General features: G+C 45.0%; 22 protein-coding genes. 12 read left to right on the forward strand and 10 right to left on the reverse strand.

The features are described 5' to 3' along the window. Positions 1–103: 103 nt before the first annotated feature. Positions 104–2,035, reverse strand: a complete 1,932-nt coding sequence (gene thiO, locus H6G48_RS26985) for a glycine oxidase ThiO (RefSeq protein WP_190723310.1) — start codon at positions 2,033–2,035, stop codon at positions 104–106. Between the two features lie 243 nt (positions 2,036–2,278). Between thiO and H6G48_RS22685 the strand changes: the two genes are divergently transcribed. Next, complete coding sequence (locus tag H6G48_RS22685) at positions 2,279–2,908, forward strand: DUF2301 domain-containing membrane protein (RefSeq protein ID WP_190723311.1); 630 nt, start codon at positions 2,279–2,281, stop codon at positions 2,906–2,908. Between the two features lie 249 nt (positions 2,909–3,157). Here H6G48_RS22685 and H6G48_RS22690 read toward each other — a convergent pair whose 3' ends face one another. The 5 genes from H6G48_RS22690 to H6G48_RS22710 all read right to left on the reverse strand — a co-directional run bounded on the left by H6G48_RS22690 (position 3,158) and on the right by H6G48_RS22710 (position 9,396). Beyond that, complete coding sequence (locus H6G48_RS22690; protein ID WP_190723313.1) at positions 3,158–4,156, reverse strand: nitrate ABC transporter ATP-binding protein; 999 nt, start codon at positions 4,154–4,156, stop codon at positions 3,158–3,160. 46 nt (positions 4,157–4,202) lie between these two features. After that, a complete protein-coding gene (locus H6G48_RS22695) occupies positions 4,203–6,209 on the reverse strand; it encodes an ABC transporter ATP-binding/substrate-binding protein (RefSeq protein ID WP_190723315.1) in 2,007 nt (668 codons plus the stop codon). A 140-nt stretch (positions 6,210–6,349) separates the two neighbouring features. Continuing rightward, a complete protein-coding gene (gene ntrB, locus H6G48_RS22700; RefSeq protein ID WP_190723316.1) occupies positions 6,350–7,177 on the reverse strand; it encodes a nitrate ABC transporter permease in 828 nt (275 codons plus the stop codon). 127 nt (positions 7,178–7,304) lie between these two features. Further along, positions 7,305–8,627, reverse strand: coding sequence for a CmpA/NrtA family ABC transporter substrate-binding protein (locus H6G48_RS22705; RefSeq protein ID WP_190723318.1), 1,323 nt, complete (start codon positions 8,625–8,627; stop codon positions 7,305–7,307). A gap of 574 nt (positions 8,628–9,201) precedes the next feature. Further along, positions 9,202–9,396: a hypothetical protein gene (locus H6G48_RS22710; RefSeq protein WP_190723320.1), complete on the reverse strand. Its 195-nt coding sequence runs from the start codon at positions 9,394–9,396 to the stop codon at positions 9,202–9,204. A gap of 88 nt (positions 9,397–9,484) precedes the next feature. On the opposite strand from H6G48_RS22710, the gene H6G48_RS22715 reads away from it, so the two are divergent. Continuing rightward, complete coding sequence (locus H6G48_RS22715) at positions 9,485–10,651, forward strand: cysteine desulfurase family protein (protein WP_190723322.1); 1,167 nt, start codon at positions 9,485–9,487, stop codon at positions 10,649–10,651. A 1-nt stretch (position 10,652) separates the two neighbouring features. Here the strand turns inward: H6G48_RS22715 and H6G48_RS22720 are convergent, their stop codons facing one another. Beyond that, positions 10,653–10,850, reverse strand: a complete 198-nt coding sequence (locus H6G48_RS22720) for a hypothetical protein (protein WP_002784450.1) — start codon at positions 10,848–10,850, stop codon at positions 10,653–10,655. Between the two features lie 406 nt (positions 10,851–11,256). Between H6G48_RS22720 and H6G48_RS22725 the strand changes: the two genes are divergently transcribed. Beyond that, positions 11,257–12,198: a TIGR04168 family protein gene (locus tag H6G48_RS22725; protein ID WP_190723323.1), complete on the forward strand. Its 942-nt coding sequence runs from the start codon at positions 11,257–11,259 to the stop codon at positions 12,196–12,198. A gap of 39 nt (positions 12,199–12,237) precedes the next feature. Here H6G48_RS22725 and H6G48_RS22730 read toward each other — a convergent pair whose 3' ends face one another. Next, the gene (locus H6G48_RS22730; protein WP_190723419.1) at positions 12,238–13,179 is read right to left on the reverse strand and encodes a hypothetical protein; all 942 of its coding nucleotides are present in this window, start codon (positions 13,177–13,179) and stop codon (positions 12,238–12,240) included. Between the two features lie 160 nt (positions 13,180–13,339). Further along, positions 13,340–13,882: an NUDIX hydrolase gene (locus H6G48_RS22735; RefSeq protein ID WP_190723325.1), complete on the reverse strand. Its 543-nt coding sequence runs from the start codon at positions 13,880–13,882 to the stop codon at positions 13,340–13,342. A gap of 107 nt (positions 13,883–13,989) precedes the next feature. Between H6G48_RS22735 and ylqF the strand changes: the two genes are divergently transcribed. Together ylqF and H6G48_RS22745 are read left to right on the forward strand one after the other, a co-directional pair. Further along, entirely contained in the window at positions 13,990–14,829 is an 840-nt protein-coding gene (gene ylqF / locus H6G48_RS22740) for a ribosome biogenesis GTPase YlqF (protein ID WP_190723327.1), read from the forward strand. Positions 14,830–14,990: 161 nt separating this feature from the next. Further along, positions 14,991–16,475: a glutamate synthase subunit beta gene (locus tag H6G48_RS22745; protein ID WP_190723329.1), complete on the forward strand. Its 1,485-nt coding sequence runs from the start codon at positions 14,991–14,993 to the stop codon at positions 16,473–16,475. A gap of 124 nt (positions 16,476–16,599) precedes the next feature. Here H6G48_RS22745 and H6G48_RS22750 read toward each other — a convergent pair whose 3' ends face one another. Next, a complete protein-coding gene (locus H6G48_RS22750; protein WP_002768502.1) occupies positions 16,600–17,340 on the reverse strand; it encodes a response regulator transcription factor in 741 nt (246 codons plus the stop codon). 510 nt (positions 17,341–17,850) lie between these two features. Here H6G48_RS22750 and H6G48_RS22755 point away from each other — a divergent pair. The 7 genes from H6G48_RS22755 (at position 17,851) to H6G48_RS22785 (ending at position 26,574) form a co-directional block, all read left to right on the forward strand. Next, positions 17,851–18,570, forward strand: a complete 720-nt coding sequence (locus H6G48_RS22755) for a biliverdin-producing heme oxygenase (protein WP_190723331.1) — start codon at positions 17,851–17,853, stop codon at positions 18,568–18,570. A 778-nt stretch (positions 18,571–19,348) separates the two neighbouring features. Beyond that, positions 19,349–19,600 carry an acyl carrier protein gene (locus H6G48_RS22760; RefSeq protein WP_190723332.1) on the forward strand — a complete coding sequence of 84 codons (252 nt, stop codon included), beginning with the start codon at positions 19,349–19,351 and terminating at the stop codon, positions 19,598–19,600. 69 nt (positions 19,601–19,669) lie between these two features. Continuing rightward, entirely contained in the window at positions 19,670–20,920 is a 1,251-nt protein-coding gene (fabF, locus tag H6G48_RS22765) for a beta-ketoacyl-ACP synthase II (RefSeq protein ID WP_190723334.1), read from the forward strand. An 82-nt stretch (positions 20,921–21,002) separates the two neighbouring features. Then, a complete protein-coding gene (gene tkt, locus H6G48_RS22770; protein WP_190723336.1) occupies positions 21,003–23,009 on the forward strand; it encodes a transketolase in 2,007 nt (668 codons plus the stop codon). An 86-nt stretch (positions 23,010–23,095) separates the two neighbouring features. Then, positions 23,096–23,518, forward strand: coding sequence for a hypothetical protein (locus H6G48_RS22775; protein WP_239698037.1), 423 nt, complete (start codon positions 23,096–23,098; stop codon positions 23,516–23,518). After that, the gene (locus tag H6G48_RS22780) at positions 23,515–26,256 is read left to right on the forward strand and encodes a KGGVGR-motif variant AAA ATPase (RefSeq protein ID WP_190723338.1); all 2,742 of its coding nucleotides are present in this window, start codon (positions 23,515–23,517) and stop codon (positions 26,254–26,256) included. The genes H6G48_RS22775 and H6G48_RS22780 overlap by 4 nt, the downstream gene beginning before the upstream one ends. A 27-nt stretch (positions 26,257–26,283) precedes the next feature. Continuing rightward, a complete protein-coding gene (locus H6G48_RS22785) occupies positions 26,284–26,574 on the forward strand; it encodes a hypothetical protein (RefSeq protein ID WP_242034750.1) in 291 nt (96 codons plus the stop codon). Positions 26,575–26,578 lie beyond the last annotated feature (4 nt).

A 26,578-nucleotide genomic window follows, 5' to 3' on the forward strand; every position in this document is an offset into this window, starting at 1 on the left:
GGCGGCGAGGATGTCAAGATTCCACCTCTTTTATTCTAGTCAATTTTTCTCGCCCCGCCCACGATAGCTGAAAACAGCCCATTGCCAGCTTAAGATCACTGGGTTAGGCGATCGTTCCCGTCAAGGGGGAACTAGGACTAGCATAGGACTTAATCGGCATTCTTCCCGCTAAATAGGCTAAACGTCCCGCTTTTGCCGCCATTCCCATGGCTTGCGCCATCATAGCCGGATTGGCCGCCATAGCGATCGCACTGTTAATTAATAAAGCATCGGCCCCCATTTCCATGGCCCGGGCTGCTTCTGAGGGTGTACCGATCCCGGCATCTACCACCACGGGAATTTTGGCCGATTCGATGATAATCGCGATATTTGCCTCATTTTTAAGGCCCTGTCCCGACCCGATCGGCGATCCTAGGGGCATAACCGTGGCGCAGCCAGCCTCCTCTAAACGTTTGGCCAAGAGAGGATCGGCATTAATATAGGGCAGTACGGCAAAACCTTCTTTAACTAATTGTTCCGCCGCTTGCAAAGTTCCGATCGGATCGGGTAATAAATATTTAGGATCGGGAATAACTTCGAGTTTAATAAAGTTATTGTCTTCCTGTCCCAATAATTTGGCCATTTCTCGCCCTAAACGAGCCACCCGAATCGCTTCTTCGGCCGTTTGACAACCGGCAGTGTTGGGTAACATCCAGATTTTCGACCAATCAATCGCCTCTGCTAATCCCTCATGACCGGGTGCGTTCGTTTGTACTCGTCTAACGGCAACTGTGACAATCTGACATTCACTGGCACTAATACTTTCCTGCATAGTCGTCAGATTGGCATATTTGCCAGTCCCAGTCATCAAGCGGGAGTGAAAGGTTTTCCCGGCAATGGTGAGGCGATCATTCTGGGGCGATAAAAGCGCTTGGGGTTTATTCTCAAGGATAGTTAAGGACATAGGTGGAACAGTAACGGGGGATGGTTGATTAAAGCGATCGCAGCTAAAATGGGTCAAAATGGGATTAACTTTGTCATTAATCACCAGGTCAGCGATCAAGGAAGCAGTGACAGGAGCGAGTAAAATGCCGTTACGATAGTGACCGGTGGCTAAAATCAGGTTATCACAGCTACTGCAGCCTAAAATGGGCAATTCATCCGCTGTACCCGGGCGGAATCCCCACCACATTTCCTCGATTTCCCAGTCAGCTAAAGGGGGATAGAGACGGGTAGCGCGCTCAAAAAGGGTTTGTAGTCCTTGGGGTGTATTACCCGTTTGCCAGGCCACTTTTTCGGAAGTGGCCCCGATAATTAAACGACCATTGCGACGGGGAACCAGATAGGTTTGCGGACCGAATAAAACTCTCGCTAAGGTCTGGTTAGGGGGCATTTTTACCGCGGCCATTTGACCTTTGACGGGATGGATGGGGAGGGGTAAAAGTTGACTCGTCCAGGCTCCCGTCGCTAAAATGTAAATTTTTGCTTCTAATTCCCCAATTGAGGTATAAATACTCTTGACTTTTCCCTGCTTTTGCTGTATGGCGTGGACTTCGATGCCTTGGCGAATTTCTACCCCTAAATTTTCGGCCGCTTGTTGCAGCGCAGTCACTAGCTGCCGGTTATCCACTTGTCCATCGTCGGGATACCACCAACCACCGATCACATCTTTACCTAGTCCGGGTTGGTAAAGGTGAACTGCATTGCTGTCTAACCAAATTTTATTAACTTCCTCGGTAGTAACGGGCTGATCTAGCTCGTAAACGGGAGCAAGAATACCGCAGGGATAGTAACCGCTGTTTATCCCCGTTAAATCCTCGATTTTGCGGCTCCACTCTGGATATAGCCAGCGCGATTGCAGACAAAGATCGAGAAAGGGACTCGGGGGAATCCCCTCCGCATGGGGGGCCAACATTCCCGCAGCCGCACGACTAGCGGCCTGAGCTATATCTCGAACTAGGAGGGTAACTTTTGCCCCGCGCAATTGCAAATCGACGGCGATCGCTAATCCGATGATACCACCGCCCACGATCAAAATTTCGCTAGTTGAGTTCATAAAGTCTCTGACACCAAAAATAATTACTGAAATGAAAAGGAATTAGAAGTTAGAAAAAGAAAAACGTAGTAAAATAAGATATATAGTCTTTTTATCCCAATTAATCATAATTTTTAGCTTGATTGACTACTAAAATCGCAATTAGTCAGCCGAGAGGGGGAAGAAGTGAGGCTACTGGCATAATTTAAGCTTAAGATGATTTGTAGTCGATCTTTTCTAAGCTTCCCTTTTTCTTTAGAGCTTATGACTTCCTCTACTGTCGATCGAGTTTATCAAGGTCAATTCGGAGAGTTTACGATTACGGATAGCGATCGCCTAGGTGTGCGTCTCTACCGTCTGGGGTTAAATTTAGCGGCTTTTAGTTTTGCTGTCGCTACAATTATAGTTCTCACCCGACCGCAATTATTGCCCCTAACCAACCTTTTATACATTGGTTTTTGTCTGGGGTTAGGCATCAGTTTATTGACTATCCATATATATTTAATTCCCCTTCATCGTCTCCTGCAAGTTTTTTGGCTAATTGGGGCGATTACTTCCCTAATTTTCAGCCTCTATTCTCACCTTTCTCCCCTAGAATTTGTCTATCACCACCCGGTGAGTTTATTCGGTGTGGGCTTTATTTTTGCTAGTCTCACGGGGATTTATTTCAAAGAAGCTTTTTGTTTTAATCGTCTAGAAACCAAGTTTTTAACCCCTCTAGTTCCCACCCTTTTACTCGGTCATCTTTTGGGGATATTGCCCTTAAATTGGGAGAAGGGGCTATTAATTCTCTGGGCGACTTTATTCGTTATCTTTGCTCTGGGAAAGTTAAGCCAACCTCTCCCCAACGATATCGGTGATAAATCGGTATTTGAACATCTTAATCATGGATGAACTCTCCAGAGATTAATCGGAAAATATTCGGGAAATTAAGTCAGCTGCCCGCGTATCTAAATGCCTCTCTTGTCTTTTGTGTGATCAGTTTTCAGCTTTTTGTTCTTTATCTCTTTCTGGTTTATCTTTGGTCAGTAAACAGTAAGCAGTAATCAGTGAAAAGACAGTAGGAAACTTCTCTTTAATACTGTCACTTAAAACTCAAATCTGATAACTGATAACTGATAACTGATAACTGATAACTGTTACTTATCTGGGGGCCTCTATGGTAGCGGGATTAGCGGTATTGGGAGTCTTGCTAGTGAACATTTGTATTAGACTAAAACCGACAAAAGCGAGTAAGGCTATGCCACCAATAGTAGTAACAATTTTACCCACGAGATTTTCTGTCGGGGGTTGTTCGGGGGCATCCTCGTTAGGATCCTCCGAATGGGCAAAACGATTGTAGAGGAAATCGAGGGCTTCATTGCGGAGTTCGTAGTAACGGGGATCCTCGGTGATTTGGGAACGAACCCGGGGACGAGCAAAAGGCATCTTTAACACCTCACCGATTTTAGCGCTTGGGCCGTTGGTCATCATCACTAAGCGATCGCACAAGAACAAAGCCTCATCGATATCGTGGGTAATCATCAACACAGTTAACTGGTGTTCTTGCCAGATTTTCAGCAATTCTTCCTGTAATTCCTCTTTGGTGATCGCATCTAAGGCCCCAAAGGGTTCATCGAGGATGAGGACTTGGGGACGAATGGCCAGGGCGCGGGCGATCGCTACCCGTTGTTTCATGCCTCCCGATAATTGGGGAGGTTTTTTCTGGGCTGCTTCTGTCAATCCCACTAGGGATAGATTTTCTTCCACAATCTTCACCTTCTCAGCCTGAGATTTTTGGGGATAAACGGAATTAACCCCGATATAAACGTTCTCAAAGGCAGTTTTCCAGGGCAGAAGCGAATAATTTTGGAACACCATCATCCGGTCCGGTCCCGGTTCCTTAACCTCTTTATCCTGTAGCAGCACTTGCCCACGACTAGGAGAGGAAAACCCCGCCACCATATTTAAAAGAGTCGATTTACCGCAGCCGGAGTGACCGATAATGCAGACAAATTCCCCCTCATTGACTTGCAGCTCCACACCGTCTAAAACGGTGTAAACCCCTGCTTGAGTGGGGTATTCTTTGGCAACATTACTAACTAATAAAAAAGGCTGGGTGGTGGTGCTGGAATTCACGGTCTTATCGGTAAAAGTTTGCATATTCGTCCTAGATTTATTTTAAGGTGGGCTTTGCCCACCACAACCATTAATTAGCGACAGGATCATCGAGGAGAACTTCCGAGACGCGATAATCGCGACGGATCGAAAAACGTTCCAGATAGCCAATCGGATCGTCGGGATTGAAAATAAGATGATCAAAGAGGGCAAAACTGTGGCGATCGGGTTCCAAATCGGGAAGGCCCAGGGACCGGCAAGCTTCGCCAAACAGATCTGGACGACGGACGCGTTCAATCACTTCCACCCAGTTGCGAGGGAAAGGCGCGTAACCCCAACGGGCAAGCTGAGTTAGGGTCCATAGGGCCTCACTTCGGCCCGGACAGTTAGCTTGATCGACGTAAAACTGATTAAATCGGAATAGGGGTTCGGGGGCAGTTCCTAAACCGCGATCATAACCATCGAGGAAACCGGGGCGGATAATTGCCCTATCCACACCCACATACTGGGGCTGACTGAGAATATTAACGATATGTTCTCGATTACGCTGATCATCGCAGTATTCGCAGGCTTTAATTAAAGCTTTCACCATGGCGATATGGGTTTCGGGATGTTTCGCTGCCCAAGTTTCCTTGACTCCGAGGACTTTTTCCTGGTGTCCGGGCCAAATATCAAGATCGGTGGCGATAACGTAGCCTAATTTTTCCTGAACGGCGTAGGAGTTCCAGGGTTCCCCCACACAATAACCGTCGATCTTACCCGCTTTTAGTAGGGAAACCATCTGAGGCGGCGGAATTACGGTTAAATTCACATCACTATCGGGATCGATGCCGCCACTAGCTAACCAGTAGCGTAACAGCAGATTGTGCATGGAGGCGGGGTGAACCATGCCGAAAGTGGCGATTTGGTCGGGACTTTGCAGGAGGGCCTCCTTTAAGTCCTCGAGTTTTTCTACCCCCAATTCCCTGTATTTATTGCTGAGGGTGATGGCGTTACCGTTGCGACCGAGTACCAAAGCGCTAATCACGGGGACAGAGGGCTTATTGCCGGCCCCAATGGTCATGCTGAGGGGCATTCCCGCCACCATCTGGGCCGCATCGAGACGACCGGTAGCTATTCCTTGGGCGATCGCTTTCCAGTTGGGTTCCCGTTGCAGGATAACATCCTCTAATCCTTCCTCGGCGAAGAAACCTTTCTCTTTGGCGATAATAATCGGGGCGCAATCGGTGAGGGGGATAAAACCGATGGTGGGATTGGTTTTCAGTCGGGTAGCTTGGCCGATCACCGTCACCGCTCCCGTGGGTTGACCGACTTTCTTCGCTCGCTTCTGTTGGTTGAGGAAATAAACGATCTCGTTACGCAGGGAGTAGTAACTGGGGTGATTAACCACTTCCAAACGATGCCGGGGTCGGGGAATGGGAACATCGAGAATCTGACCGATATGGGCCTCCGGTCCGGTGGTTAACATCACCACTCGATCGGATAATAATAGCGCCTCATCCACATCGTGCGTGACCATGATACAGGTAACGTGGCTTTCCTCGACGATTTCCATCAAACGTTCCTGTAAATTGCCTCTGGTTAACGCATCTAGCGCCCCAAAGGGTTCATCGAGTAGCAGGACTTTTGGCCGTAGGGCTAAAGCGCGGGCGATCGCTACCCGTTGTTTCATGCCTCCCGATAATTCTCCCGGTCGTTTGTTGGCGGCATGGCGCAGGTGTACCATATCGATACTATGTTCGATGACACTTTTGCGTTCAGCGGCCGGCAGATGACGCAGCACACGGTTAACTCCTAGGGCGATATTTTCCCGGACGGTTAACCAGGGCAGCAGCGAATAATTCTGGAACACCACCATGCGATCGGGACCGGGGTCTTTAATTTCTCTTCCCTCTAAAATCACCCCCCCCACCGTGGGGCGATCGAGTCCGGCGACCATATTTAAGAGGGTGGATTTCCCGCAACCGGAGTGACCGATTAAAGAGATAAATTCCCCTTTAGTAACGCTGAGATCGATATTTTTCAGGGCGATATATTGACGGCCATCGGGCAGAGGGAAAACCTTATCAATGTGATCGACTTCAATAAATGCAGACATTTTCAGTTATCAGTTATCAGTTATCAGTTATCAGTTATCAGTTATCAGTTATCAGATGTGAGTTTTTAGTTTACTGTTTACTGTTTACTTAAAAAGCTCCCCACACCCTGCCCCCACCGAAAAATTTTTTGCCGCAAACCCTATTTATTTTCTTCGGGTACAACTAATTTAGCGATGTAGGCCATGAGGCGATCGAGTAGGAAACCAACAATACCCACATAAATCAGGGCGAGGATAATTTCACTGATCATGGAACTATTCCAAGCATCCCAGATAAAGAAGCCAATTCCCACGCCACCGATCAGCATTTCCGCCGCTACAATCGCCAACCAAGATAAACCGATACCGATTCTTAATCCCGTGAAAACGTAGGGAACGGTGGCGGGAAAAAGAATATTGAAAAAATATTCAACTTTGGATAATTTCAACACTCTAGAGACGTTTTTATAGTCTTGGGGAACCTGTTGTACTCCCACGGCTGTGTTAATAATAATTGGCCAAATTGCTGTAATAAAAATTACAAATATGGCACTAGGTTCGTTATTACGAAAAGCCGCTAGGGAGATGGGTAGCCAAGCTAGGGGGGGAACGGTACGCAGGATTTGAAAAATCGGATCGATCGCATCATAAACTAGGGCGCTACTACCGATTAAAATTCCTACGGCGATGCCGACAATAGCGGCAAGGGTAAAACCGACGGCCACCCGTTGTAAACTAGCGAAAATTTGCCAGAATAACCCCACATCCGTGCCACCATTATTGAAAAAGGGATTAATAATTAATTCCCAGGTATCGCTAACCACTTTGGTGGGACTAGGAAGGGGGGCATCGGGACTAAAACAGAGAATTTGCCAGAGGAGAAGGAAAATTAATAAAGCAATCGCCGAAGTTGCTAGTTTGGGTAATTTTTTTTGCAGGTCTTTTACCCATTTTTGACCTTGAGAACGACGAGAAATAGAAACAGCCATAATCAGTTATCAGTTATCAGTTATCAGTGGTTGAGTTATCAGTGGTTAAGTGGTTCAGTTATCAGTGGTTCAGTTATCAGCTATCAGAGAATCATCTTTAACTGCTCACTGCTCACTGCTCACTGATTTAAACCTTTTTAATCTTGAGAGATTTCAGGTAAGCTTGGGGATTTTCGGGGTCAAATTTCACACCATCAAAGAAAGTTTCCACACCGCGAGAGGTAGAGGTGGGAATTTGATCAGCCGGAACATTGAGGGCTTTGGCGGCTTCTCTCCAGATATCTTCCCGGTTAACTTTATCAACTAAAGCTTTAATGTCCGTATCGGCGGGAATATAGCCCCAACGGATGTCTTCAGTCACAAACCAAGTATCATGACTCTTGTAGGGGTAGGAAGCGTTATCAGCCCAGAATTTCATGGCTACGGGGCTATTTTCGATTTTGCGACCATCACCGAAATCGATATTACCCTGCATTCTTCCCAAGATATCGGCGGGGTCAATTTTCAGCCATTCCCGTCCTGAAATAATCTCGCACATTTCCTTAACATTAGCGGGATCGTTGCACCATTGTTGCGCTTCCAGAACAGCCATGGTTAAAGCTTTTGCCGCTTTGGGATTTTTATCCACCCAATCGGCGCGTAAAGCGAAAGCTTTTTCAGGGTGATCCTTCCAGAATTCTCCAGTGATCAGGGCAGTGTACCCGAGGCCTTTGGAGACGATTTGGGCGTTCCACGGTTCGCCGACACAGAACGCGTCCATCGTGCCGACTTTCATATTGGCCACCATCTGCGGCGGGGGAACGACGATGAGGGAGATGTCATTATTGGGATCGATGCCGCCCGCAGATAGCCAGTAACGCATGAACAGGTCGTGGTTGCCCCCCGGAAAGGTGACGGCAGCTTTCATTTCTTTGCCGGCAGATTTCGCTTTGGTGAGGGTTTCTTTGAGTTTAGAACTGTCGAGGTCGAGTTTTAAATCCGCGTGGGATTTGGAGATCGATATGGCCTGACCGTTGATATTCAAACGTGCCAGAATATACATCGGTACGGGCTGTTTGGTAATTTTGCCCAAGGTCATTAGGTAGGGCATGGGGCTGAGGATGTGGGACCCGTCGATACCGTTTCCCGCAGAACCTAATTCGAGGTTATCCCGGGTTGCAGCCCAAGAGGCTTGTTTCATCACCTGTACATCGGGCATCCCGTGTTTAGTGAATAAACCTTTTTCTTTAGCAATAATTAAAGGTGCAGAGTCAGTCAGGGCAATAAAACCTAGTTTAGCGGTGGTGACTTCGGGAGTTTCTCCACCGGCAACGGGGGAAGCGGCAGGACTGCCGGCCGGGGAGGGACTGGTCGCGGTATTATTGGGAGTGGCGCAACCGTGGAGAATTGCTGTTCCTACGGCAGTTGCCCCGGCAGTGAAGATAAATCTACGTCTAGAAAGTTTACTCATGGACTAAAAAATCGTGATTAGAAACTAAACAAAGGTGATGAAACGGTGAAAAATTCTCATTACTTCCCCTAACTGACTGCGGTGATAACCGAGAAAATTTCTTGAAAGTAACTGTTGATTCAGTAAGGAGGCTTTAACTATTTTTATCTCTCGATCGCTTTTGCTTCTCCATCTAGGGAGATTTAGCAATAGTTTTTGTCTAAGAGATTTTTTCCGGAAGCATAACAGTTTTGAGGAGTCGATAGATAGGGGCGGTTTTTAGTCATCTGGGCTAGAAAGATCACTTTATTTCAGGGTTATCACCGAAGCAATTAACTTAAATTTACAGTCTTCAACGGGAAAGATAGTATAGATTGTTACAAAATATTGTCAGCCATGTAATAAAAGCATAAAAATTTGTCTGAAACGCATGGTGGGGCGATGGGGGTTTTTTAGCTATCTTGACTCAGTTATCAGATTTGAGTTTGCCGTTCACTGATTACCGGTTAATGTTTACCGATTACTGAAAAATCGCCGCAAGTATTAGCGACGCGACCAGCTTGAGACAATCTCTGTTATGCTTTGGAATACCAAATTAAATTGTATTCAGTGCAGATAGAGCATCAAGGATGAAGGGAAATCTCGTCAGAGAAGCAACCCTTTGGGGTGTTAACTTCTTAAACAATTCATCTAAGGTAGTGTTGAGCGCACCGTGATGATTAGGATTACTGCTATGGTTATACTGGTTGTTTTTGTAGATTTCCAGCGCACCAGAAAACGGGTTTCTCATCAACTCAGAAACCCGCTTTCTCATCCTTAAGCCGCTAAACTGAAAATAGCTGCTTGTCTTTGCTTCTTATCGGCCAGATTGTAAAATAATGCAAATTTATCTTGACTATAGCGCCACTACCCCCACTCATCCCCAAGTAATCGAGCGGGTTGCCACTATTCTCCAGTATCATGGGGGCAACCCCTCCAGTTTACACACTTGGGGACAGGATACGGCGACAGTCATCGAAATGGCCAGAGAACAGGTGGCAGGGTTAATTAATGCCAATCCGGACCAGATTATCTTCACTTCTGGCGGCACAGAAGCCGATAATTTAGCGATTATCGGGGTCGCTCAACAGTATAACCGCCCCCGTCATATTATTATTTCTAGTGTGGAACATTCTGCGATCGCTGAACCCTGTAAACAATTAGAGCAGCAAGGTTGGCAAATTACTCGTCTTCCCGTCAATCGTCAAGGTAGAGTTAATCCTTTAGACTTAAAAGCCGCAATTCAAAGCGATACGGTCTTAATTTCCATTATTTACGGACAAAGCGAGGTGGGAACCCTACAACCGATTGAAGAATTGGGCAGCATTGCCAGAGAAAGGGGAGTTCTTTTTCACACCGATGCGGTGCAGGTGGCGGCAAGATGCGATATTGATGTGCGAAAACTGCCCGTAGATTTATTATCTCTTTCCAGCCATAAAATTTATGGAATGCAAGGATCGGGAGCTTTATACGTCAGAGCCGGTGTCGATATTCTACCATTACTGCGGGGCGGTGGTCAGGAAAAAGGTCTGCGATCGGGAACCCCAGCCGTACCAGCGATCGCTGCTTTCGGTTTAGCGGCCGAATTAGCCCAAAAAGATTTAATTAGCGAAAAAATGCGTTTAATAGCCCTGCGAGATCGATTATTTGACCTCTTAGCCGATTATCCTTATCTGCTGCCCACAGGAGACCGATTCTATCGTTTACCCCACCACGTCAGCTTTATTGTTCGTCCGGACGATGACAGTCAAATCACGGGAAAACAGCTAGTTCGTCAGCTTAATTTAGCAGGAATCGGTATTAGTTCTGGGTCCGCCTGTCATAGTGGCAAACTTTCCCCCAGTCCAATTTTAAAAGCTATGGGCTACAGCGATCGAGAAGCATTAGCGGGAATTCGTTTAACCCTGGGAAGGGACACCAGCGCGGCCGATATCGATTGGACGGCTCTAGTATTAAAACAAGTGATCGATCGCTGTTTATCTGCTTTAATTGTGAGCAAGAGTTAGTTTATCCCTCAAATTGCCCTTCGATCAAGATAATTTCGCCAAAATCGGGAATCCATGCCACCCAACGGCCCTGATCCTGTTCACAGAGTAGTAGTGCTTCATCAAAGCTGTATGGAGAGGGGAGCATTCTGAGTTGTACCCATGTGTTTGCTTGGGGGCGAGTAACAACGGCAGTAGTGCGGTATTGTAGTAAAGACATACACAGATCACCCTGATAATTCTGTATCTAAATTTACAAACAAACCGATGACTGTGGGTAACTTTGTTTTAAATCTTTACCTTTTCATTGGTAGTTTGAGAAAAAATCTCTCTTTCTTGCCCACGGTTTTCGACTACCAATCCTAGTTAGGGTTTGCTGAATAAATGTGAAATATAGACGAAGTAAGGGTTTTAGGGTTCTGTTTCGCCCCCACAGATGCAAGATTTTGAGAGAATCGTGGTTCAAAACCTTGCGTCTTCATCGGCCCGCGTCCTGTAGGGGCGAAGCATTCGGGCAATAACCTATCGCTGAAACCGGAGATTTTCTATCCGAATGCTTCGCCCGTACTTTTTGCCGCAAACCCTAGTTATGATCTTTAATGGTAAATGATAGTTGATAACTGGTAATGGTAAGTTCTTTCCCTCGCACCTATAAAATCGCCGTCATCGGTGACGTTCACGACCAATGGGAAATAGAAGATAATTTAGCTCTAGAAGCTTTACAAGTGGATTTAGCCCTATTTGTGGGCGATTTTGGCAATGAATCCCTAGAAATTGTCGGTCGGATTGCCAGTTTGTCCTTACCAAAAGCCGTTATTCTCGGTAATCATGACGCTTGGTATAGTGCCACCCCCTGGGGACGAAAACAATGTCCCTACGATCGCAATCAAGAAGATCGTGTCACCGCCCAGTTAGAATTATTAGGGGTTGCCCATGTGGGTTACTCAAAACTAGACCTACCCAGTTTAGAGCTTTCGATTGTTGGGGGTCGTCCTTTTACTTGGGGGGGATCCGAGTGGAAAAATGGGGAATTTTTTCAAGAACGCTATAATATCAGCAGTTTTGCCGAATCTACCGCCAAAATTATCGCTAATATTCAAGATACTGCCTATAATAACCTGATTTTTTTAGGTCACAATGGTCCGGCCGGACTAGGAAAGGAAGCGGAAGCTATCTGTGGTCGCGATTGGCAACCTTTGGGAGGGGACCACGGGGATCCCGATTTAGCGGCGGCCATCGAACAAGCACAGCTATTAGGAAAACAGGTTTCTCTCGTCAGTTTCGGTCATATGCACCACCGTCTCCGTCATACTACTTCCCGTTTACGCAATCCCGTGGTCACTTCCGAGATGGGAACTGTTTATCTGAATGCTGCCAGTGTCCCTCGCATTCTCCACTCCGATACGGGTAAATCTCGCAATTTTTCCCTAGTCACTCTTGAAGAAGGTCTAGTCACAGAAGCATCTTTAATCTGGTTGAATGATAATTTCGAGATTATCAGCAATAGAAAACTTTATCACTCCGGGTCAACAATCGATCGCCTATCTGCCCAATCTTGTTATTCTTAATTTACATCTCCCCACACCCCACACCCCACACCCCACTTCCTATAGATAGTTAATTTTTTGAGCGAGTAGAGGTAAAGCAAGAGCGATAGTAACACTAACTATCATACCGATAAAAGCTTTCAAGGCATCCCCTAAAACCAGTTTACCCGTGGCTGCTAAATTAGGTTTTTCTCTGGTTAAAGTCAGAGAAATTTCTCGACCTCCTAATAAACCTAAAAATACCCAAGTGGTACTCATGGGAATATGATTATAGCCAACGAAAAACAGTAAAATTAGACCATAAATTAAGTTAATAATTGTTGCAGAACGCAGATCATGGGCGTTAGTTTTGCTAGTGACAATTTTCTCGATTTGACCACCGTGATTAATAAAAATGATGGTTTGCAGGAGTAGCATAACTGTTAGAGATAAAACTAACCATGTTGCCGCTAACTTTCTGGGAAGATAGGCGAAAATATTAGCAAAATCTTGCATTAACCATTGACTCCAGAGAAACCCGGTGGATAACCACTGTAAAACTACCCAGATTTTTTGAGGTTCTTGATTAACTGTTTCTAGGAAAAAGTTTTCTAATTGATAAATAATTCGATAGATTACTAACCCCACTATAACAGCAAGAGCATAACCCCAAGCGGATTTAACTAGCATTTCATCTAGAGATTGGGGAGCAAAAACTGTTAAAACCAAAAAGGTTGTACTCACGGGTATTCCCCAAGTGGTGAGAATTAAAATTGCTAAGGGAGGAACGATATAAATCCAAGTAAAAGTTTCTGGGAAGGGAATCATTTCTAGTCGATTATAAGCCACATCTCCCTGATTAATATACCAACCAGCGATAAAAATCGAGGCTAAGATTATACTGGTGTACAGCCATAAAATCCACCAGGGACGTTCTTCATTGGCACTTAAAAAAGTCCCTAAAGTTTGTAGGGAATCGTTGGCAACAATCGCATAAGCTGATAGGATAAAGCCAGCAATCATCAAAAAATTACTCATAGACAAGTGAAAAAAATAAAACTTAAAGTAATACAAATCCCGTTCAAACAGTAGAGAAAAGCGCAGAGGTAGGAGAGCGGGAAGTGGGGAAGTGGGAATAAACGAAAACTTTCTACCTCCCCATTAATATAACTGCTATAACTCCTTAATTTTGCTTTAAAAAATCCCTCGCTAGATAGAAAGCAGCTAAACTACCAGAGACGGTAATTTCCTGTGGATTAATTTCCTTTAAAGGTCGAAGAATAACTTCAATTTCCTCGGTAATATCTAACTTTTGTTGACCTGTGGGAGTAGCATTAAGAGCCAAAAAAATATGAATTCTGTTAGTATCTTTAACAGGATTATCGTACAAAACAGCCAGAGCTATTAGAGAATCACTTTGATAACCGGTTTCCTCCTCGAATTCCCGACGCGCTGCCGCAGTAATATCATCTTCACCCGCATCTACTGCTCCGGCGGGAAATTCCAATAAAATTTCCTTAACTCCGTGACGATATTGACGGACAAAAACCAATTGATTATCCCCAGTAACTGGAACAACTAAAACAATTTCAGGACGAATATTAACGAAATAATCATCGATAACTTGTCCAGAGGATAACTTCACCGCGTCTTGACGGACTTGACACCAACGATTCTGAAAAACTAGCTCGGATTTAATAATTTGCCATTTTTTTAAATTAGTCATCGACAATCCTGTTATAATTGCAGTGAAATTACTAAACTTTTTCTCAGATAATTATAGCTATCTAGGGACTATTCCTGATAAGATTTAATTTTATACTCCCATCTCCCATGTCGTTAATTCAATGGTATCCCGGTCATATTGCCAAAGCGGAAAGAAAACTCAAGGAACATCTTAAACTCGTGGATGTGGTCTTAGAAGTGCGTGATGCTCGCATTCCCTTAGCTTCCCATCATCCGCAGGTGGACGATTGGATTGGCAATAAACCGCGCTTGTTAATCTTAAATCGTCTCGATATGATTCCCGAATCTGCCCATCAACAATGGGTAACATGGTTTAAAAGTCAAGGAAAAACCGTCTATTTTACTAACGCTAAACAGGGAGAAAGAGTTAAAGCAATTATCAAAGCGGCGGAAAAAATTGGCGATGAAATTAACCAAAAACGTCAACTAAGAGGAATGTTACCGCGTCCAGTGCGCGCCGTGGTGATCGGGTTTCCCAATGTGGGCAAATCTGCCCTGATTAACCGTTTATTAGGGCGAAAAGTCGTCGCCAGCGCCCGCAGGGCCGGAGTAACGCGACAATTACAATGGGTACGAATTTCCGACACCTTAGAACTATTAGACGCGCCGGGGGTGATCCCTTCCCGTTTAGATAATCAAAGGGATGCGGTGAAATTAGCTATCTGTGAGGATATTGGGGATGCTGGTTATGATAACCAAAGGATAGCGGCGGCTTTTGTCGATTTATTAGTAGAATTACACTATGAAGGTCTTTTACAATCTCGTTATGGGTTGAATACCCTAGACATAACCGGGGAAGATTTTATCGAAAAATTGGCCAATCTCAAATATCAAGAGGATAAAGAAAGGGCAGCCATGCAGTTACTCAATGATTTTCGTAAGGGAATCATCGGGGCTATCCCCTTAGAATTGCCCCCTTCCTCTTGAAATCGCCTGTTTTTAACTCAATAGTTAATTCCCGAATTTGTCAAAATTACCGCCTGTTAGTCCACTGAGCTGCCGATAAGATTAAAGAAATCGGTAAAGTTGCGGGGATCGATCGAACTGTGAAGGAAGATAGGGAATAAACGACAGAGATAACAAAGACTATGGGCAAACCGACTGGCTTTATCGAATTCCTGCGTGAACTTCCTTCCGAACTTACCCCCCTCGATCGCCTTCATAATTGGGATGAGTTTCATCTTCCCATGCCAGAAGATAAACTCCGCAATCAGGCCGCCCGTTGTATGGATTGTGGTACACCATTTTGTCACACGGGAACGCTAATTAGTGGCATGGCCAGTGGTTGCCCGATTAATAACCTGATTCCCGAATGGAATGATTTAATCTATCGAGGATTGTGGCGAGAAGCCCTCGATCGCCTCCATAAAACCAATAATTTCCCCGAATTTACCGGTAGAGTCTGCCCCGCTCCCTGTGAGGGTTCCTGTGTTCTCGGTATTCATAATCCCCCCGTTACGATCAAAAATATTGAATGTTCGATTATTGACAAAGGTTGGGAATCCGGTTGGATTACTGCCAATCCCCCCGCAATCCGTACCGGCAAAAAAGTGGCCGTGATCGGTTCCGGACCTGCGGGATTAGCAGCCGCCGACCAGTTAAATAAAGCTGGTCACTGGGTGACAGTTTATGAACGGGCCGACCGTCCCGGGGGTCTATTAATGTACGGTATCCCCAACATGAAGTTAGATAAGGAAGAAGTCGTTCTGCGTCGTCTCCAGATGCTCGAACAGGAAGGGGTAAAAATGGTCTGTAACACGGAAGTGGGCAAGGATATCAGCGCCCAAGACCTATTAAACGAATACGATGCCGTGGTTATCTGTACCGGGGCCACCAAACCCCGGGATTTAAACATCGAAGGTCGCCAATTAAAGGGCATTCACTTCGCCATGGAGTTTCTCACCGCTAATACAAAGGCACTATTAGACGGACAGCCCGGGGAGGATTTTATCTCGGCCGCGGGTAAAGACGTGGTAATTATCGGCGGTGGCGACACGGGAACCGACTGTGTGGGGACTTCTCTGCGTCATAACTGCCGTAGCGTCACCCAATTAGAGATCATGCCGCAACCGCCCCGAGAACGGGCCGCCGATAATCCCTGGCCCGAATGGCCGAAAATCTACCGTCTGGACTATGGACAAGAGGAAGCGGCCGCGCGTTTTGGCGATGACCCCCGGGTTTATACCACCACAGCGACTAAATTCGAGGGGGATAGCGAGGGCAACGTCACAGGGATTCACACGGTACAGGTGGAATGGCAACGCAACGAAAAAGGGCAGTTTATCCCCCAACCGGTAGCAGGAACCGAAAAATTCATCCCGACACAATTAGTTCTATTAGCCATGGGATTTTTGGGACCAGAACAGCCTTTACTCGATGATTTAGGCTTAGAAAAGGATGCCCGCAGCAATATCAAGGCCGAACACGGTCAATTTGCCACTAGCTTACCGAAAGTGTTCGCCGCAGGGGATTGTCGTCGTGGTCAAAGTTTGGTGGTTTGGGCGATTAATGAAGGCCGCGGGGCCGCCAGGGAATGCGATCGCTTTTTGATGGGGGCGACGGATTTACCTTAAACCAGTAGTTACTCTCGCCATTGTCCTGACTTGCTGGGGGTGTTTTCCCCCGGTCAAACCTTCTCAATCTGAACAGGAGGAGGAGCGAGGAAACAATTGTCCCTATTGCCTATCCGCTCCCTGTTTAAACTGTTGCCACCGATGAATCAAGCACCACCTGTTCATTGGTGGGTAACTCCAGACAATAACCCGCACCGTAAACGGTTTTAATATAGCGAGGGTGGCGGGGATCGGGTTCTAGTTTCGTTCTCAAATGGCGAATATGAACGCGAATAGTCTCGATATCATCATCGGGATCATATCCCCAGACCTCCTTGAGAATATCACTAGGGGAAACGGTTTGACCGTGACGTTGGAGAAGACAGTGGAGTAACTCGAATTCTAGATGGGTTAACTTGACCACACTTTCAAACCAGACCGCCTCAAAACGTTCGGGAACCAGGGTTAAAGGTCCAAAACTGAGTATTTCTGAGTGTTTAGCGGCTTGGGGAATGCGATCGGTGCGTCTGAGGAGAGCGCGTACCCTAGCTAACATTTCCTCCACCTCGAAAGGTTTGGTCAGGTAATCATCGGCACCCGCGTTAAAACCTTCCACTTTATCTTGGGTTTGTCCCAAGGCTGTGAGCATCAAAATCGGGATGTCGGACGTGCGTTCATCTCGTCGCAAACGCTGACAGACAGTAAAACCATCGACTTTGGGCAGCATTAAATCCAGCATGATTAAATCGGGTTGTAACTGGACGGCCAAGGCCTGGCCTTTAATCCCGTCCTCTGCGGGATTAACGTCATAACCCGCCATCTCCAGGTTGATGGAGACTAATTCCGCGATTGCAGGATCATCATCGATTACAAGTATTCGGGGCATTACCAGAGTGTTATGACTAAGGGTTTGGGTAGGGGGTTGCTCAATGTGTTCTCGCTGACATCGCAACTAGGGCTTTGTCTCTCAAGGGCTTGAGTTTAGCACAACATAAAGAATCCTGTACTGATTATAAGCATGATTGCTAAATTCGGTTTTAATTTGTGAAATTTTGCTGATATAAGTCTCCTGAATGTTAAGAATTTCTAAGAAGTGTGAAGAATGTCGAGCAAGAATTGATATTGGCGCTAGACTACACCCTCTCTCTCACCAAGATCAACTAGGGAGCAGTTTTTCACTAATCTTTACAATTTCGCCATCTCGATCGATACCGGTTTCAACCGGCGGTCAAGTCCTGCTAGAGCTAAATTTCTCCCCTAAGCTCCCCCAGAGGCACTGTAAAAATTCTTAATAAAATTACCGATCGATTCAGTTTAATCTACCAAAATAGACGGTTTTAGTAAGCATCTGTAACGAACCCGATCCATTCCACTCATCCCAACAGGTGATCATAATATGAGCGTTAATTTATCAACTCAACTGCGAGAAGGCACGAAAAAATCCCACACCATGGCAGAAAACGTCGGTTTTGTCAAGTGTTTTCTCAAAGGTGTGGTAGAAAAAACTTCCTATCGCAAACTGGTGGCTAACCTCTACTTCGTCTATTCGGCCATGGAGGAGGAGATGGAAAAACTTCCTAGTCATCCCGTCGTTTCTAAAATCTGTTTTCCTGAACTCAATCGCAAAAATGCGCTGGAACAGGATTTATATTTTTATTATGGTCCCAATTGGCGCAACGAGATCGCTTTATCTCCGGCAGGTCAGGCCTACGTTGACCGGATTCGGGAAATCGCCACAAAAGAACCCGAATTATTAGTCGCCCATTCCTATACCCGTTATCTCGGCGATCTGTCCGGGGGGCAAATCTTGAAAAAAATCGCCGAAAAAGCGATGAATCTGGAAACTGGTGGCACGGCTTTCTATGATTTCAAAGATATTCCCGACGAAAAAGCCTACAAAAACCACTATCGTCAAACCCTCGACGAGTTACCGGTGGATCAAGCCATGGCCGATCGCATTGTCGCCGAAGCTAACGCCGCTTTTGGCATGAACATGAAAATGTTCCAAGAGTTGGAAGGTAATCTGATCAAAGCGATCGGAATTATGCTCTTTAATACTCTCACCCGTCGTCGCAGCACCGGCAGCACCGAAGCTGGATTGGCTACCGCCGAATAGTAGTCAAGAAAACCTAAAAAAAACGGATAATTCTGGAATTGGGGTAATGGTTAGCCTTGACATCCTCGCCGCCCTAAAAGTGCGGCGATTCCTAAACCTCACGATTTAAGTTTCTGCTTCCACCACCGTCGCATACCACAGTTAAAAAACCATGTACTGTCTTACACAGAGTCCACAGACTTTCGCCCCATTTCAGAAGCCCGATTCCGTGTGTCCCACGGTACGTTGACCGCCTATAGCTTCTTGTACTTGTTGCGCGCGACTTTTTACCCGGCCAAGCTTTTCTGGTCGGAACCCCCTAAGCCGAGTTTTCAAGGTGCTGCGCCGTCCACTTGGTTTTCGAGACTGGCCTTTTAATTCTAACGTAAAGCCAACCTAGAACGGCGGGGTTTCAGACCGAAAATTTCCGATGATTATTATCTGAATTTCGGAGTTATCCGTTATATTTTGGCTTTTTATTCAGGAGATAGGAGTCAGGGTGATAGGGTTTTGGGGTGATAGGGATTTAGGGGTTTAGGGAAATTTCATCCAAATGCTCCACTACCCCACTACCCCACTACCCCACTACCCCACTTCCCCACTTCCCCACTACCCCACTACCCCACTTCCCCGATGATCGCGAAAAAACTTCATCAAGAGGGGAACAACTTCCAGTAAGATGAAAAATGGTCAGTGAAAAAGCTAACCGAAATTTATTGTCGGAAATGGTAACACCGCCCCATTTCCCCAGACCCTAGAGGCTAGAGTCCGGTAAACCAGCGGATAAAAATTGACATCCATGAGTGCAGAAATTTTCGATCGAGTTAAAAAAATTGTTGTGGACCAATTAGAAGTAGAGGATCCGGGTACAGTTACCCCCGAAGCAAGCTTTGCTAATGATCTGAAAGCTGATTCCCTTGATGTGGTCGAGTTAGTGATGGCTTTAGAGGAAGAATTTGATATTGAAATTCCCGACGACGCAGCCGAACAAATTGACACTGTGGGCAAAGCTGTCGAGTATATTAACGAGAAAGTAGGAGCAACCGCCTAATTATTGCGGGAAAATTGACAATTAGGATTAAATATCTGGGGCAAAATCTGCCCTTATTTTTGAACAAACATGACAGAATTGCCATTAAAAAGGGTTGTCATCACGGGGATGGGTGCGATCACTCCCCTCGGCAATAATCTAGCCGACTATTGGACAGGCTTAATCAACGGCAAAAGTGGCATTGGTTTAATCACCCACTTTGATGCCTCCCGTCACGCTTGTCGCATTGCTGGGGAAGTGCGGGGTTTTGACCCCCACGAATATGTGGATCGCAAAGAGGCAAAGCGCATGGACCGTTTCGCTCAATTTGCCGTTGCCGCTAGTTTGCAGGCGCTGCAAGATTCTCAATTAGTTATCGACGCTCTCAATGCCGATGATATAGGTGTACTAATTGGTACGGGCGTGGGTGGCATAAAAGTGCTGGAGGATCAACAGGAAATTTACTTGACAAAAGGTCCGGGCCGGTGTAGTCCTTTCATGATCCCGATGATGATTGCCAATATGGCTGCTGGTTTAACCGCTATCCACACGGGGGCCAAAGGACCGAGTAACTGCACCGTGACTGCGTGCGCTGCTGGTTCCAATGCCATCGGCGATGCTTTTCGTCTAGTACAAAGGGGTTTGGCCAAAGCGATGATCTGCGGTGGGACGGAGGCCGCCGTTACCCCCCTAGGATTGGCTGGTTTTGCCTCCGCTAAGGCCCTGTCCACCCGCAACGATGACCCCACCCGGGCCAGTCGTCCCTTTGACAAGGACCGGGATGGTTTTGTCATGGGGGAAGGGGCAGGAATTTTGATTATAGAGGAATTAGAAACGGCCTTGGCCCGTGGGGCGCGGATTTACGGCGAAATGATCGGTTATGGTCTGACTTGCGATGCCTATCACATGACGGCACCGGTTCCCGATGGTCGTGGAGCCACCAGAGCGATCGAATTAGCGATCAAAGATGCCGGTTTAACTCCGCCGGAAATTAGCTATATCAACGCCCACGGCACCAGTACAGGGGCCAATGATCCCACGGAAACCAAGGCGATTAAAAAAGCTTTAGGAGAATCGGCCTACCAAATCCCCGTCAGTTCCACCAAATCGATGACAGGCCACCTTTTAGGCGGTTCTGGCGGCATTGAAGCCGTGGCCACGGTAATGGCGATCGCTAATGATCGGATTCCCCCGACTCTCAACCTGGACAATCCTGACCCCGATTGCGATCTCGATTACGTCCCCTACGAAAGTCGTCAGCAGATAGTTAACGCTGCCCTCTCCAACTCCTTTGGATTTGGTGGCCATAACGTCACCTTAGCTTTTAGAAAATATGCTTGAGTCGATGCCCCCGAAAGAGTAATCTTTGAGTGGCTCCCTCTTTAACCTGGTCTTATTTTTGTAGTTCATTCTAAAAAACATTATGGTTGTCGCCTCCCAATCCCTCGAAGAACTTTGTATTAATGCGGTGCGTTTTTTAGCGGTGGATGCCGTGGAAAAAGCTAAATCGGGACACCCCGGACTGCCGATGGGGGCCGCACCCATGGCCTTTGTCCTCTGGGATCAATTCCTGCGTTTTAACCCGAAAAACCCCCAATGGGTCAATCGCGATCGTTTTGTTCTCTCCGCCGGTCACGGTTGTATGCTGCAGTATGCTTTGATGTACCTGACCGGATACGATAGCGTCCCCCTAGAGGAAATTAAACAATTCCGGCAGTGGAAATCGAAAACCCCCGGCCACCCCGAAAATTTCGTCACCGAAGGGGTGGAAGTGACCACTGGTCCTCTGGGTCAAGGGATTGCCAATGGTGTGGGTTTGGCCCTAGCAGAAGCCCATTTAGCGGCCCGTTTCAACAAACCGGATGCCAAAATTATCGACCATTACACCTATGTGATTTTGGGTGATGGTTGCAATATGGAGGGTATTTCCGGGGAAGCTTGTTCTTTAGCCGGTCACTGGGGTTTAGGCAAGTTGATCGCTCTCTACGATGATAACCATATCTCGATCGATGGTTCCACCGATATCGCTTTTACCGAAGACGTGAGCAAGCGTTTTGAAGCCTACGGTTGGCACGTTCAGCACGTCGAGAATGGTAACACCGATTTAGATGCCATTGCCAATGCGATTGCGGCTGCCAAAGCTGTCACCGATAAACCCTCGATGATTAAAATCACCACTACCATCGGTTATGGTTCCCCCAATAAGTCTAATACCGCCGATGTTCACGGGGCAGCTTTAGGAGCAACAGAAATCGAGTTAACCCGAAAAGCACTAGGTTGGCAATACGAGCCGTTTGTGGTTCCCGATGAGGTATTAAATCGTTTCCGGAAAGCAGTGGACAAGGGAGCGACGGCAGAAACGGACTGGAATAAGTTATTTAACGAATATCAGGCTAAATATCCCGCAGAAGCGGCTTTATTTGAACAGTTAACCACCGGTCAACTGCCGGAAGGTTGGGAGCAAGCTTTACCGGTTTATAAACCCGAAGATAAGGCGCTCGCTAGTCGTAAACACTCGGAAATCTGCTTAAATGCGCTTGCGGGGGTTTTACCCGGTTTAATCGGTGGTTCGGCGGATTTAACCCACTCTAACTACACCGAATTAGAGCATTTTGGTAATTTCCAAAAAGGCAGTTATCAGGAGCGTAACGTCCATTTTGGCGTAAGGGAACACGCGATGGGGGCGATTTGTAACGGTATTGCTCTCCATAACACGGGATTGATTCCCTACGGGGCGACTTTCCTGATTTTCACCGACTATATGCGGAATTCTATCCGTTTATCGGCATTGTCAGAAACCCGCGTCATCTGGGTAATGACTCACGATTCCATTGCCCTAGGGGAAGATGGACCGACTCACCAACCCGTGGAACACGTTGCTTCTCTGCGCGCTATTCCTAACCTCTTAGTCATGCGTCCGGGAGATGGTACGGAAACTTCCGGCGCTTATAAAGTAGCGGTGAGCGAAAAGAAACGCCCGACTTTATTGGCTCTCTCCCGTCAAAATCTGCCCAATTTAGCGGGAACTTCCCTTGCGGGTGTGGCCAAAGGTGCTTATATTATCACCGATTGTGAAGGTACTCCCGATGTCATTCTCATCGGTACGGGTGGCGAGTTGTATCTCTGCGATAAAGCGGCTGCGGTGTTAAAAGAAGCAGGAATTAAAGCCCGCGTGGTTTCTATGCCCTGTTGGGAGCTATTCGAGGAACAATCGGCAGAATACAAAGAATCGGTATTGCCGAAAGCAGTGAAAAAACGTCTCGCAGTGGAAGCGGGTTCAACCATGGGTTGGCATCGCTACATCACCGATGAGGGGGATGTGTTGGGGGTTGATACCTTCGGCGCTTCTGCTCCGGGGGGTGTGATTCTAGAGAAGTTTGGTTTTACCGTGGATAACGTGGTAGCGAAGGCAAAAGCGTTGTTAGGTTAATTAAAACTTTGGTTTTGTGGAAAAAGCCCGCGCAAGCGGGTTTTTTGTGTTTAAGATGGAACTATATCGTGCAAAGGGTTGACTGGGTGATTCCTTTTACAGACAGAGAACTACAAAAAGCATGGAGAGAAAATCAACGAGCGGCAAAGGTCAAAACCATAACTAACGCTCATCGTTTATTGCTATTTTACTCCGTTGAATGTGGTCTCAAAGCAGTTTTACTGAAAAGACAAAGCAAAGATTGCACCGATTCTTGTCCAGAATTAGTTGAGGTACAGCATGATATAAATAAGTTACTAGACAAACTGCGTGCGGGAGAAAACCTAAAACTTCCCTCACAATTAAGTATGAACCCTTTAAAAAAGAATCAAGAGAGAAAGTTTTCTTGCGCTGAAATTAATCAAATGTGGCGATATGGGGGATGCTGTGACAATATTAAGGATAATGAATTAGAAAAAAAATTGTTAGATATATTAAGTTGGATTGCACAGGAGTTGCAGGGACTATGAGAAGACGACCATTACTAACTTGGTTTGATATTAAAAGAAAAATTGCTCGCGAAACCGCTAACGGAAATGACTTACCTGATAGTATTGTTAAAATTAGTTGTTTTAGTAGTGCTTTAGAGATTGGTATTCAAAATCAAGATGATCAACCAAAAGCTAACTCAATATTAAAAGAATGGTTCGGAGATTGGTATCAAGAATCAGAACAAATTATTCAGCTAGATATTGATAATGCTTCTATTCCTGTAGAATTTATTTTAATAGATAATAGTTCTTATTTTTCTCCATCGATTCGACCTTTTTGGCAGGAAGTCGCTTATTTAAAAGAAAATACAGATTCAGAGCAATCGGATAATTTTTTACCCAATGCTTATCAAGATAAGCCAGAAATTATTGCTTTTTATTCTTTTAAAGGTGGTGTGGGAAGAACCCTACATTTAGCCGCTTATATTCTTGCTCTCTTAGCAAGAGCAAAAGATATAAATAAACCAATTAAAATTTTAGTTATTGACTCAGATTTAGAGGCTCCGGGGTTAACCTATTGGCAAAGGTATGAAAATCAACAGGCAACCGTATCTTTGAGCAATTTTTTGGAAGTTTATCAATATCCCAAGCCATCTCTAGAGGTGGCACTCTCTTGGGTAACTCAAGAAATTAAGAAAACTGCCAAACAGCAAAATAAATCAACTTTATATTTTCTCCCCGCTTTTATTGAAGAAGAAGAACTCTTAGATACTCCTATACTGCCAGAAAATTTAGCTAGAAATCCATCGGGTGCTTGGGAGGTAGGGGATGCAATTTATCAATTAGGGCAAAAATTAGCAGTAGATTATATATTTATTGATTTAAGAGCAGGATTAAGTGAAATTTCTAGCCCAATTTTATTTGACTCTAGAATCCAAAGATTTTTAGTAACAACAGTTAATGAGCAATCTTGGCGAGGTGTCAGGATGGTTTTAGAAAAAATTGGCTTACTAGCTCCCAGTGATTCAAAAGTAAAGGATGATAATTATTATGATCCTTCGATAATTATTAGTTTTTTAACCCCAGAAGTCAGAAATTTATCAGCATTTGAGAATATTTTAGAGCAATTACAGTCGGCTTATGTTCAACCCAAAAATGAGAGTTTATATACTACTAGACTGGATATTAAAGAAACTTATTTCGCCCAAGAGTTGCTATATGTTAACAATTGGGACGAAGCTCAAAACAAATTAAGTTCAACTTCCTTGATGGAACTGGCAAGACAATGGGCAGAAGATAAATCATCTAATAATAGCATTGCATCAGCCACACCTTCAGATAACTCCTTAGATGATGTGAAAAAACTCAGGGATACTTGCAATAAATATATTTATGCAGAAAGGGGACAAGGGGAAGATTTACTCATTACCGAGCCATTAAAAAATCTGGCTCGTAATTTTCAAGATAAACTACCTAATGTTATCTCAATTGGTGCTAAAGGTGCGGGAAAAACCTTTAATTATATTCAGCTATCTCGCCTACAGTCTTGGGAAAATTTTTTAAATAAAGTTGATCCTCAAAATCAAGAAAATTACCGAGAAAATCTCGGTTTAATATTTCCCCTACTACAATCGAAAAAGTTAGATGGAAATGCTAAAAATATTCTCAAGGAAGCTAGAGAAAATGTAATGAAATCAATAGATAATCAAGAATACCATTTTACTGCTTCCGACTTAGAAGATAAAATAACTCAATCCCTATCTAATAAAGATTGGAATGAGGTTAATTGGGCAAATTTTTGGATCAGAGAAATTTCTACTGTGGTGGGTTATAATGATCCCGATACAAATCTTCAGAAACTCAATCATTATCTTCAGGATAAAAATTCAAGAGTTATATTTTTATTCGATGGTTTAGAAGATAATTTTCCTCATATAGCTACGGATAACCAGCAGCAAAAAGCTTTAAAAGCTTTGATTGAAAATTTACCGAATAAGTTGTGGGATATCCGAGACTCTCATATTGGGTTAATAATTTTTCTGCGTCGAGATTTTCTCCAACATATCATCACACAAAACTTGCAACAATTTGAAGGCTTATATCGTGATTATGATCTATCTTGGAATCTAGAATCGTTCATTAAACTTTCCTATTGGCTCTGCATACAATCATCAGTTATTAATGCTCGCTCTCAGGATTTATTCGATTGTTCAATTGAAGATTTAAAAGAAAAATTAGAACTACTTTGGGGCAAAAAATTAGGTTTAGATAATTCCAAAGAAGCTAAGTCAGCCAATTGGATTTTTGCGGCTTTAACTGATTTTAATGGGAGACTGCAAGCTAGGGATATTGTGAGATTTTTGTATTATGCTGCGAATGTTACTGTAGAAAAAACAGAAGAAGTACAATTTCCTAAATGGTTGAATACTAGACTGTTGCCTCCCCAAGCGATTCGACGAGCGCTTGAACCCTGTAGTCAGGAAAAAGTTAGAGAAGCAAAAGAAGAATATCCTATATTTGAAAGCTGGGTACAAAAAAGTTTAACCCAATATAGTGATAAAAAAATTCCTTTTTCTCTAGAACAGTTTGCTCTGGATGCTACTACAGTCAATGTTCTTGAGCAAATGGGAGTAATTTACGAGGACAAGGATAAAGAAGATGCAGTTCGTTATTATATGCCCGAAATATTCCGTGAAGGGTTAGGATTTTCTAGTCAAGGTGCGCGTCCTCGTGTTCTAGCTTTAAAGCGCAAAGTTTTGGGGAAATCAAATTTTTAATGATTCGATCTGTTTTGAAATGACTATATGATTGATTGTTATCAGCTTTTCACAACAGACGTAGCTATTATCAATCAAAAAAACGCCAAAAAATACTCTGCTGAATGTAAGTTAGCCAAAAAAGGTAGTTTCCGTCTTCAGGGAGGTATCAGACCTTTTATTGAAGTCAAATGTATGAGATCAAGAACCTTAGGAGACAAAGCGGCAGAACAAAGGTCTAAATTGATAGGAATACCTTCAACAAGCCTAAATATTCACGGTTCTTCGGTTTGTGTTATGCAATGGAGGGGGTTTATAAGGGATGAAACCCTTATATAGAAAG

Source organism: Microcystis flos-aquae FACHB-1344 (genome assembly GCF_014698375.1).
GTDB lineage: Bacteria > Cyanobacteriota > Cyanobacteriia > Cyanobacteriales > Microcystaceae > Microcystis > Microcystis aeruginosa.

What these genes read in the sequence shown, in the direction of transcription:
- thiO (WP_190723310.1), bottom strand. Translation starts at nt 2,035, where the DNA reads ATGAACTCAACTAGCGAAATTTTGATCGTGGGCGGTGGTATCATCGGA.
- H6G48_RS22685 (WP_190723311.1), top strand. Translation starts at nt 2,279, where the DNA reads ATGACTTCCTCTACTGTCGATCGAGTTTATCAAGGTCAATTCGGAGAG.
- H6G48_RS22690 (WP_190723313.1), bottom strand. Translation starts at nt 4,156, where the DNA reads ATGCAAACTTTTACCGATAAGACCGTGAATTCCAGCACCACCACCCAG.
- H6G48_RS22695 (WP_190723315.1), bottom strand. Translation starts at nt 6,209, where the DNA reads ATGTCTGCATTTATTGAAGTCGATCACATTGATAAGGTTTTCCCTCTG.
- ntrB (WP_190723316.1), bottom strand. Translation starts at nt 7,177, where the DNA reads ATGGCTGTTTCTATTTCTCGTCGTTCTCAAGGTCAAAAATGGGTAAAA.
- H6G48_RS22705 (WP_190723318.1), bottom strand. Translation starts at nt 8,627, where the DNA reads ATGAGTAAACTTTCTAGACGTAGATTTATCTTCACTGCCGGGGCAACT.
- H6G48_RS22710 (WP_190723320.1), bottom strand. Translation starts at nt 9,396, where the DNA reads ATGAGAAACCCGTTTTCTGGTGCGCTGGAAATCTACAAAAACAACCAG.
- H6G48_RS22715 (WP_190723322.1), top strand. Translation starts at nt 9,485, where the DNA reads ATGCAAATTTATCTTGACTATAGCGCCACTACCCCCACTCATCCCCAA.
- H6G48_RS22720 (WP_002784450.1), bottom strand. Translation starts at nt 10,850, where the DNA reads ATGTCTTTACTACAATACCGCACTACTGCCGTTGTTACTCGCCCCCAA.
- H6G48_RS22725 (WP_190723323.1), top strand. Translation starts at nt 11,257, where the DNA reads ATGGTAAGTTCTTTCCCTCGCACCTATAAAATCGCCGTCATCGGTGAC.
- H6G48_RS22730 (WP_190723419.1), bottom strand. Translation starts at nt 13,179, where the DNA reads ATGATTGCTGGCTTTATCCTATCAGCTTATGCGATTGTTGCCAACGAT.
- H6G48_RS22735 (WP_190723325.1), bottom strand. Translation starts at nt 13,882, where the DNA reads ATGACTAATTTAAAAAAATGGCAAATTATTAAATCCGAGCTAGTTTTT.
- ylqF (WP_190723327.1), top strand. Translation starts at nt 13,990, where the DNA reads ATGTCGTTAATTCAATGGTATCCCGGTCATATTGCCAAAGCGGAAAGA.
- H6G48_RS22745 (WP_190723329.1), top strand. Translation starts at nt 14,991, where the DNA reads ATGGGCAAACCGACTGGCTTTATCGAATTCCTGCGTGAACTTCCTTCC.
- H6G48_RS22750 (WP_002768502.1), bottom strand. Translation starts at nt 17,340, where the DNA reads ATGCCCCGAATACTTGTAATCGATGATGATCCTGCAATCGCGGAATTA.
- H6G48_RS22755 (WP_190723331.1), top strand. Translation starts at nt 17,851, where the DNA reads ATGAGCGTTAATTTATCAACTCAACTGCGAGAAGGCACGAAAAAATCC.
- H6G48_RS22760 (WP_190723332.1), top strand. Translation starts at nt 19,349, where the DNA reads ATGAGTGCAGAAATTTTCGATCGAGTTAAAAAAATTGTTGTGGACCAA.
- fabF (WP_190723334.1), top strand. Translation starts at nt 19,670, where the DNA reads ATGACAGAATTGCCATTAAAAAGGGTTGTCATCACGGGGATGGGTGCG.
- tkt (WP_190723336.1), top strand. Translation starts at nt 21,003, where the DNA reads ATGGTTGTCGCCTCCCAATCCCTCGAAGAACTTTGTATTAATGCGGTG.
- H6G48_RS22780 (WP_190723338.1), top strand. Translation starts at nt 23,515, where the DNA reads ATGAGAAGACGACCATTACTAACTTGGTTTGATATTAAAAGAAAAATT.
- H6G48_RS22785 (WP_242034750.1), top strand. Translation starts at nt 26,284, where the DNA reads ATGATTGATTGTTATCAGCTTTTCACAACAGACGTAGCTATTATCAAT.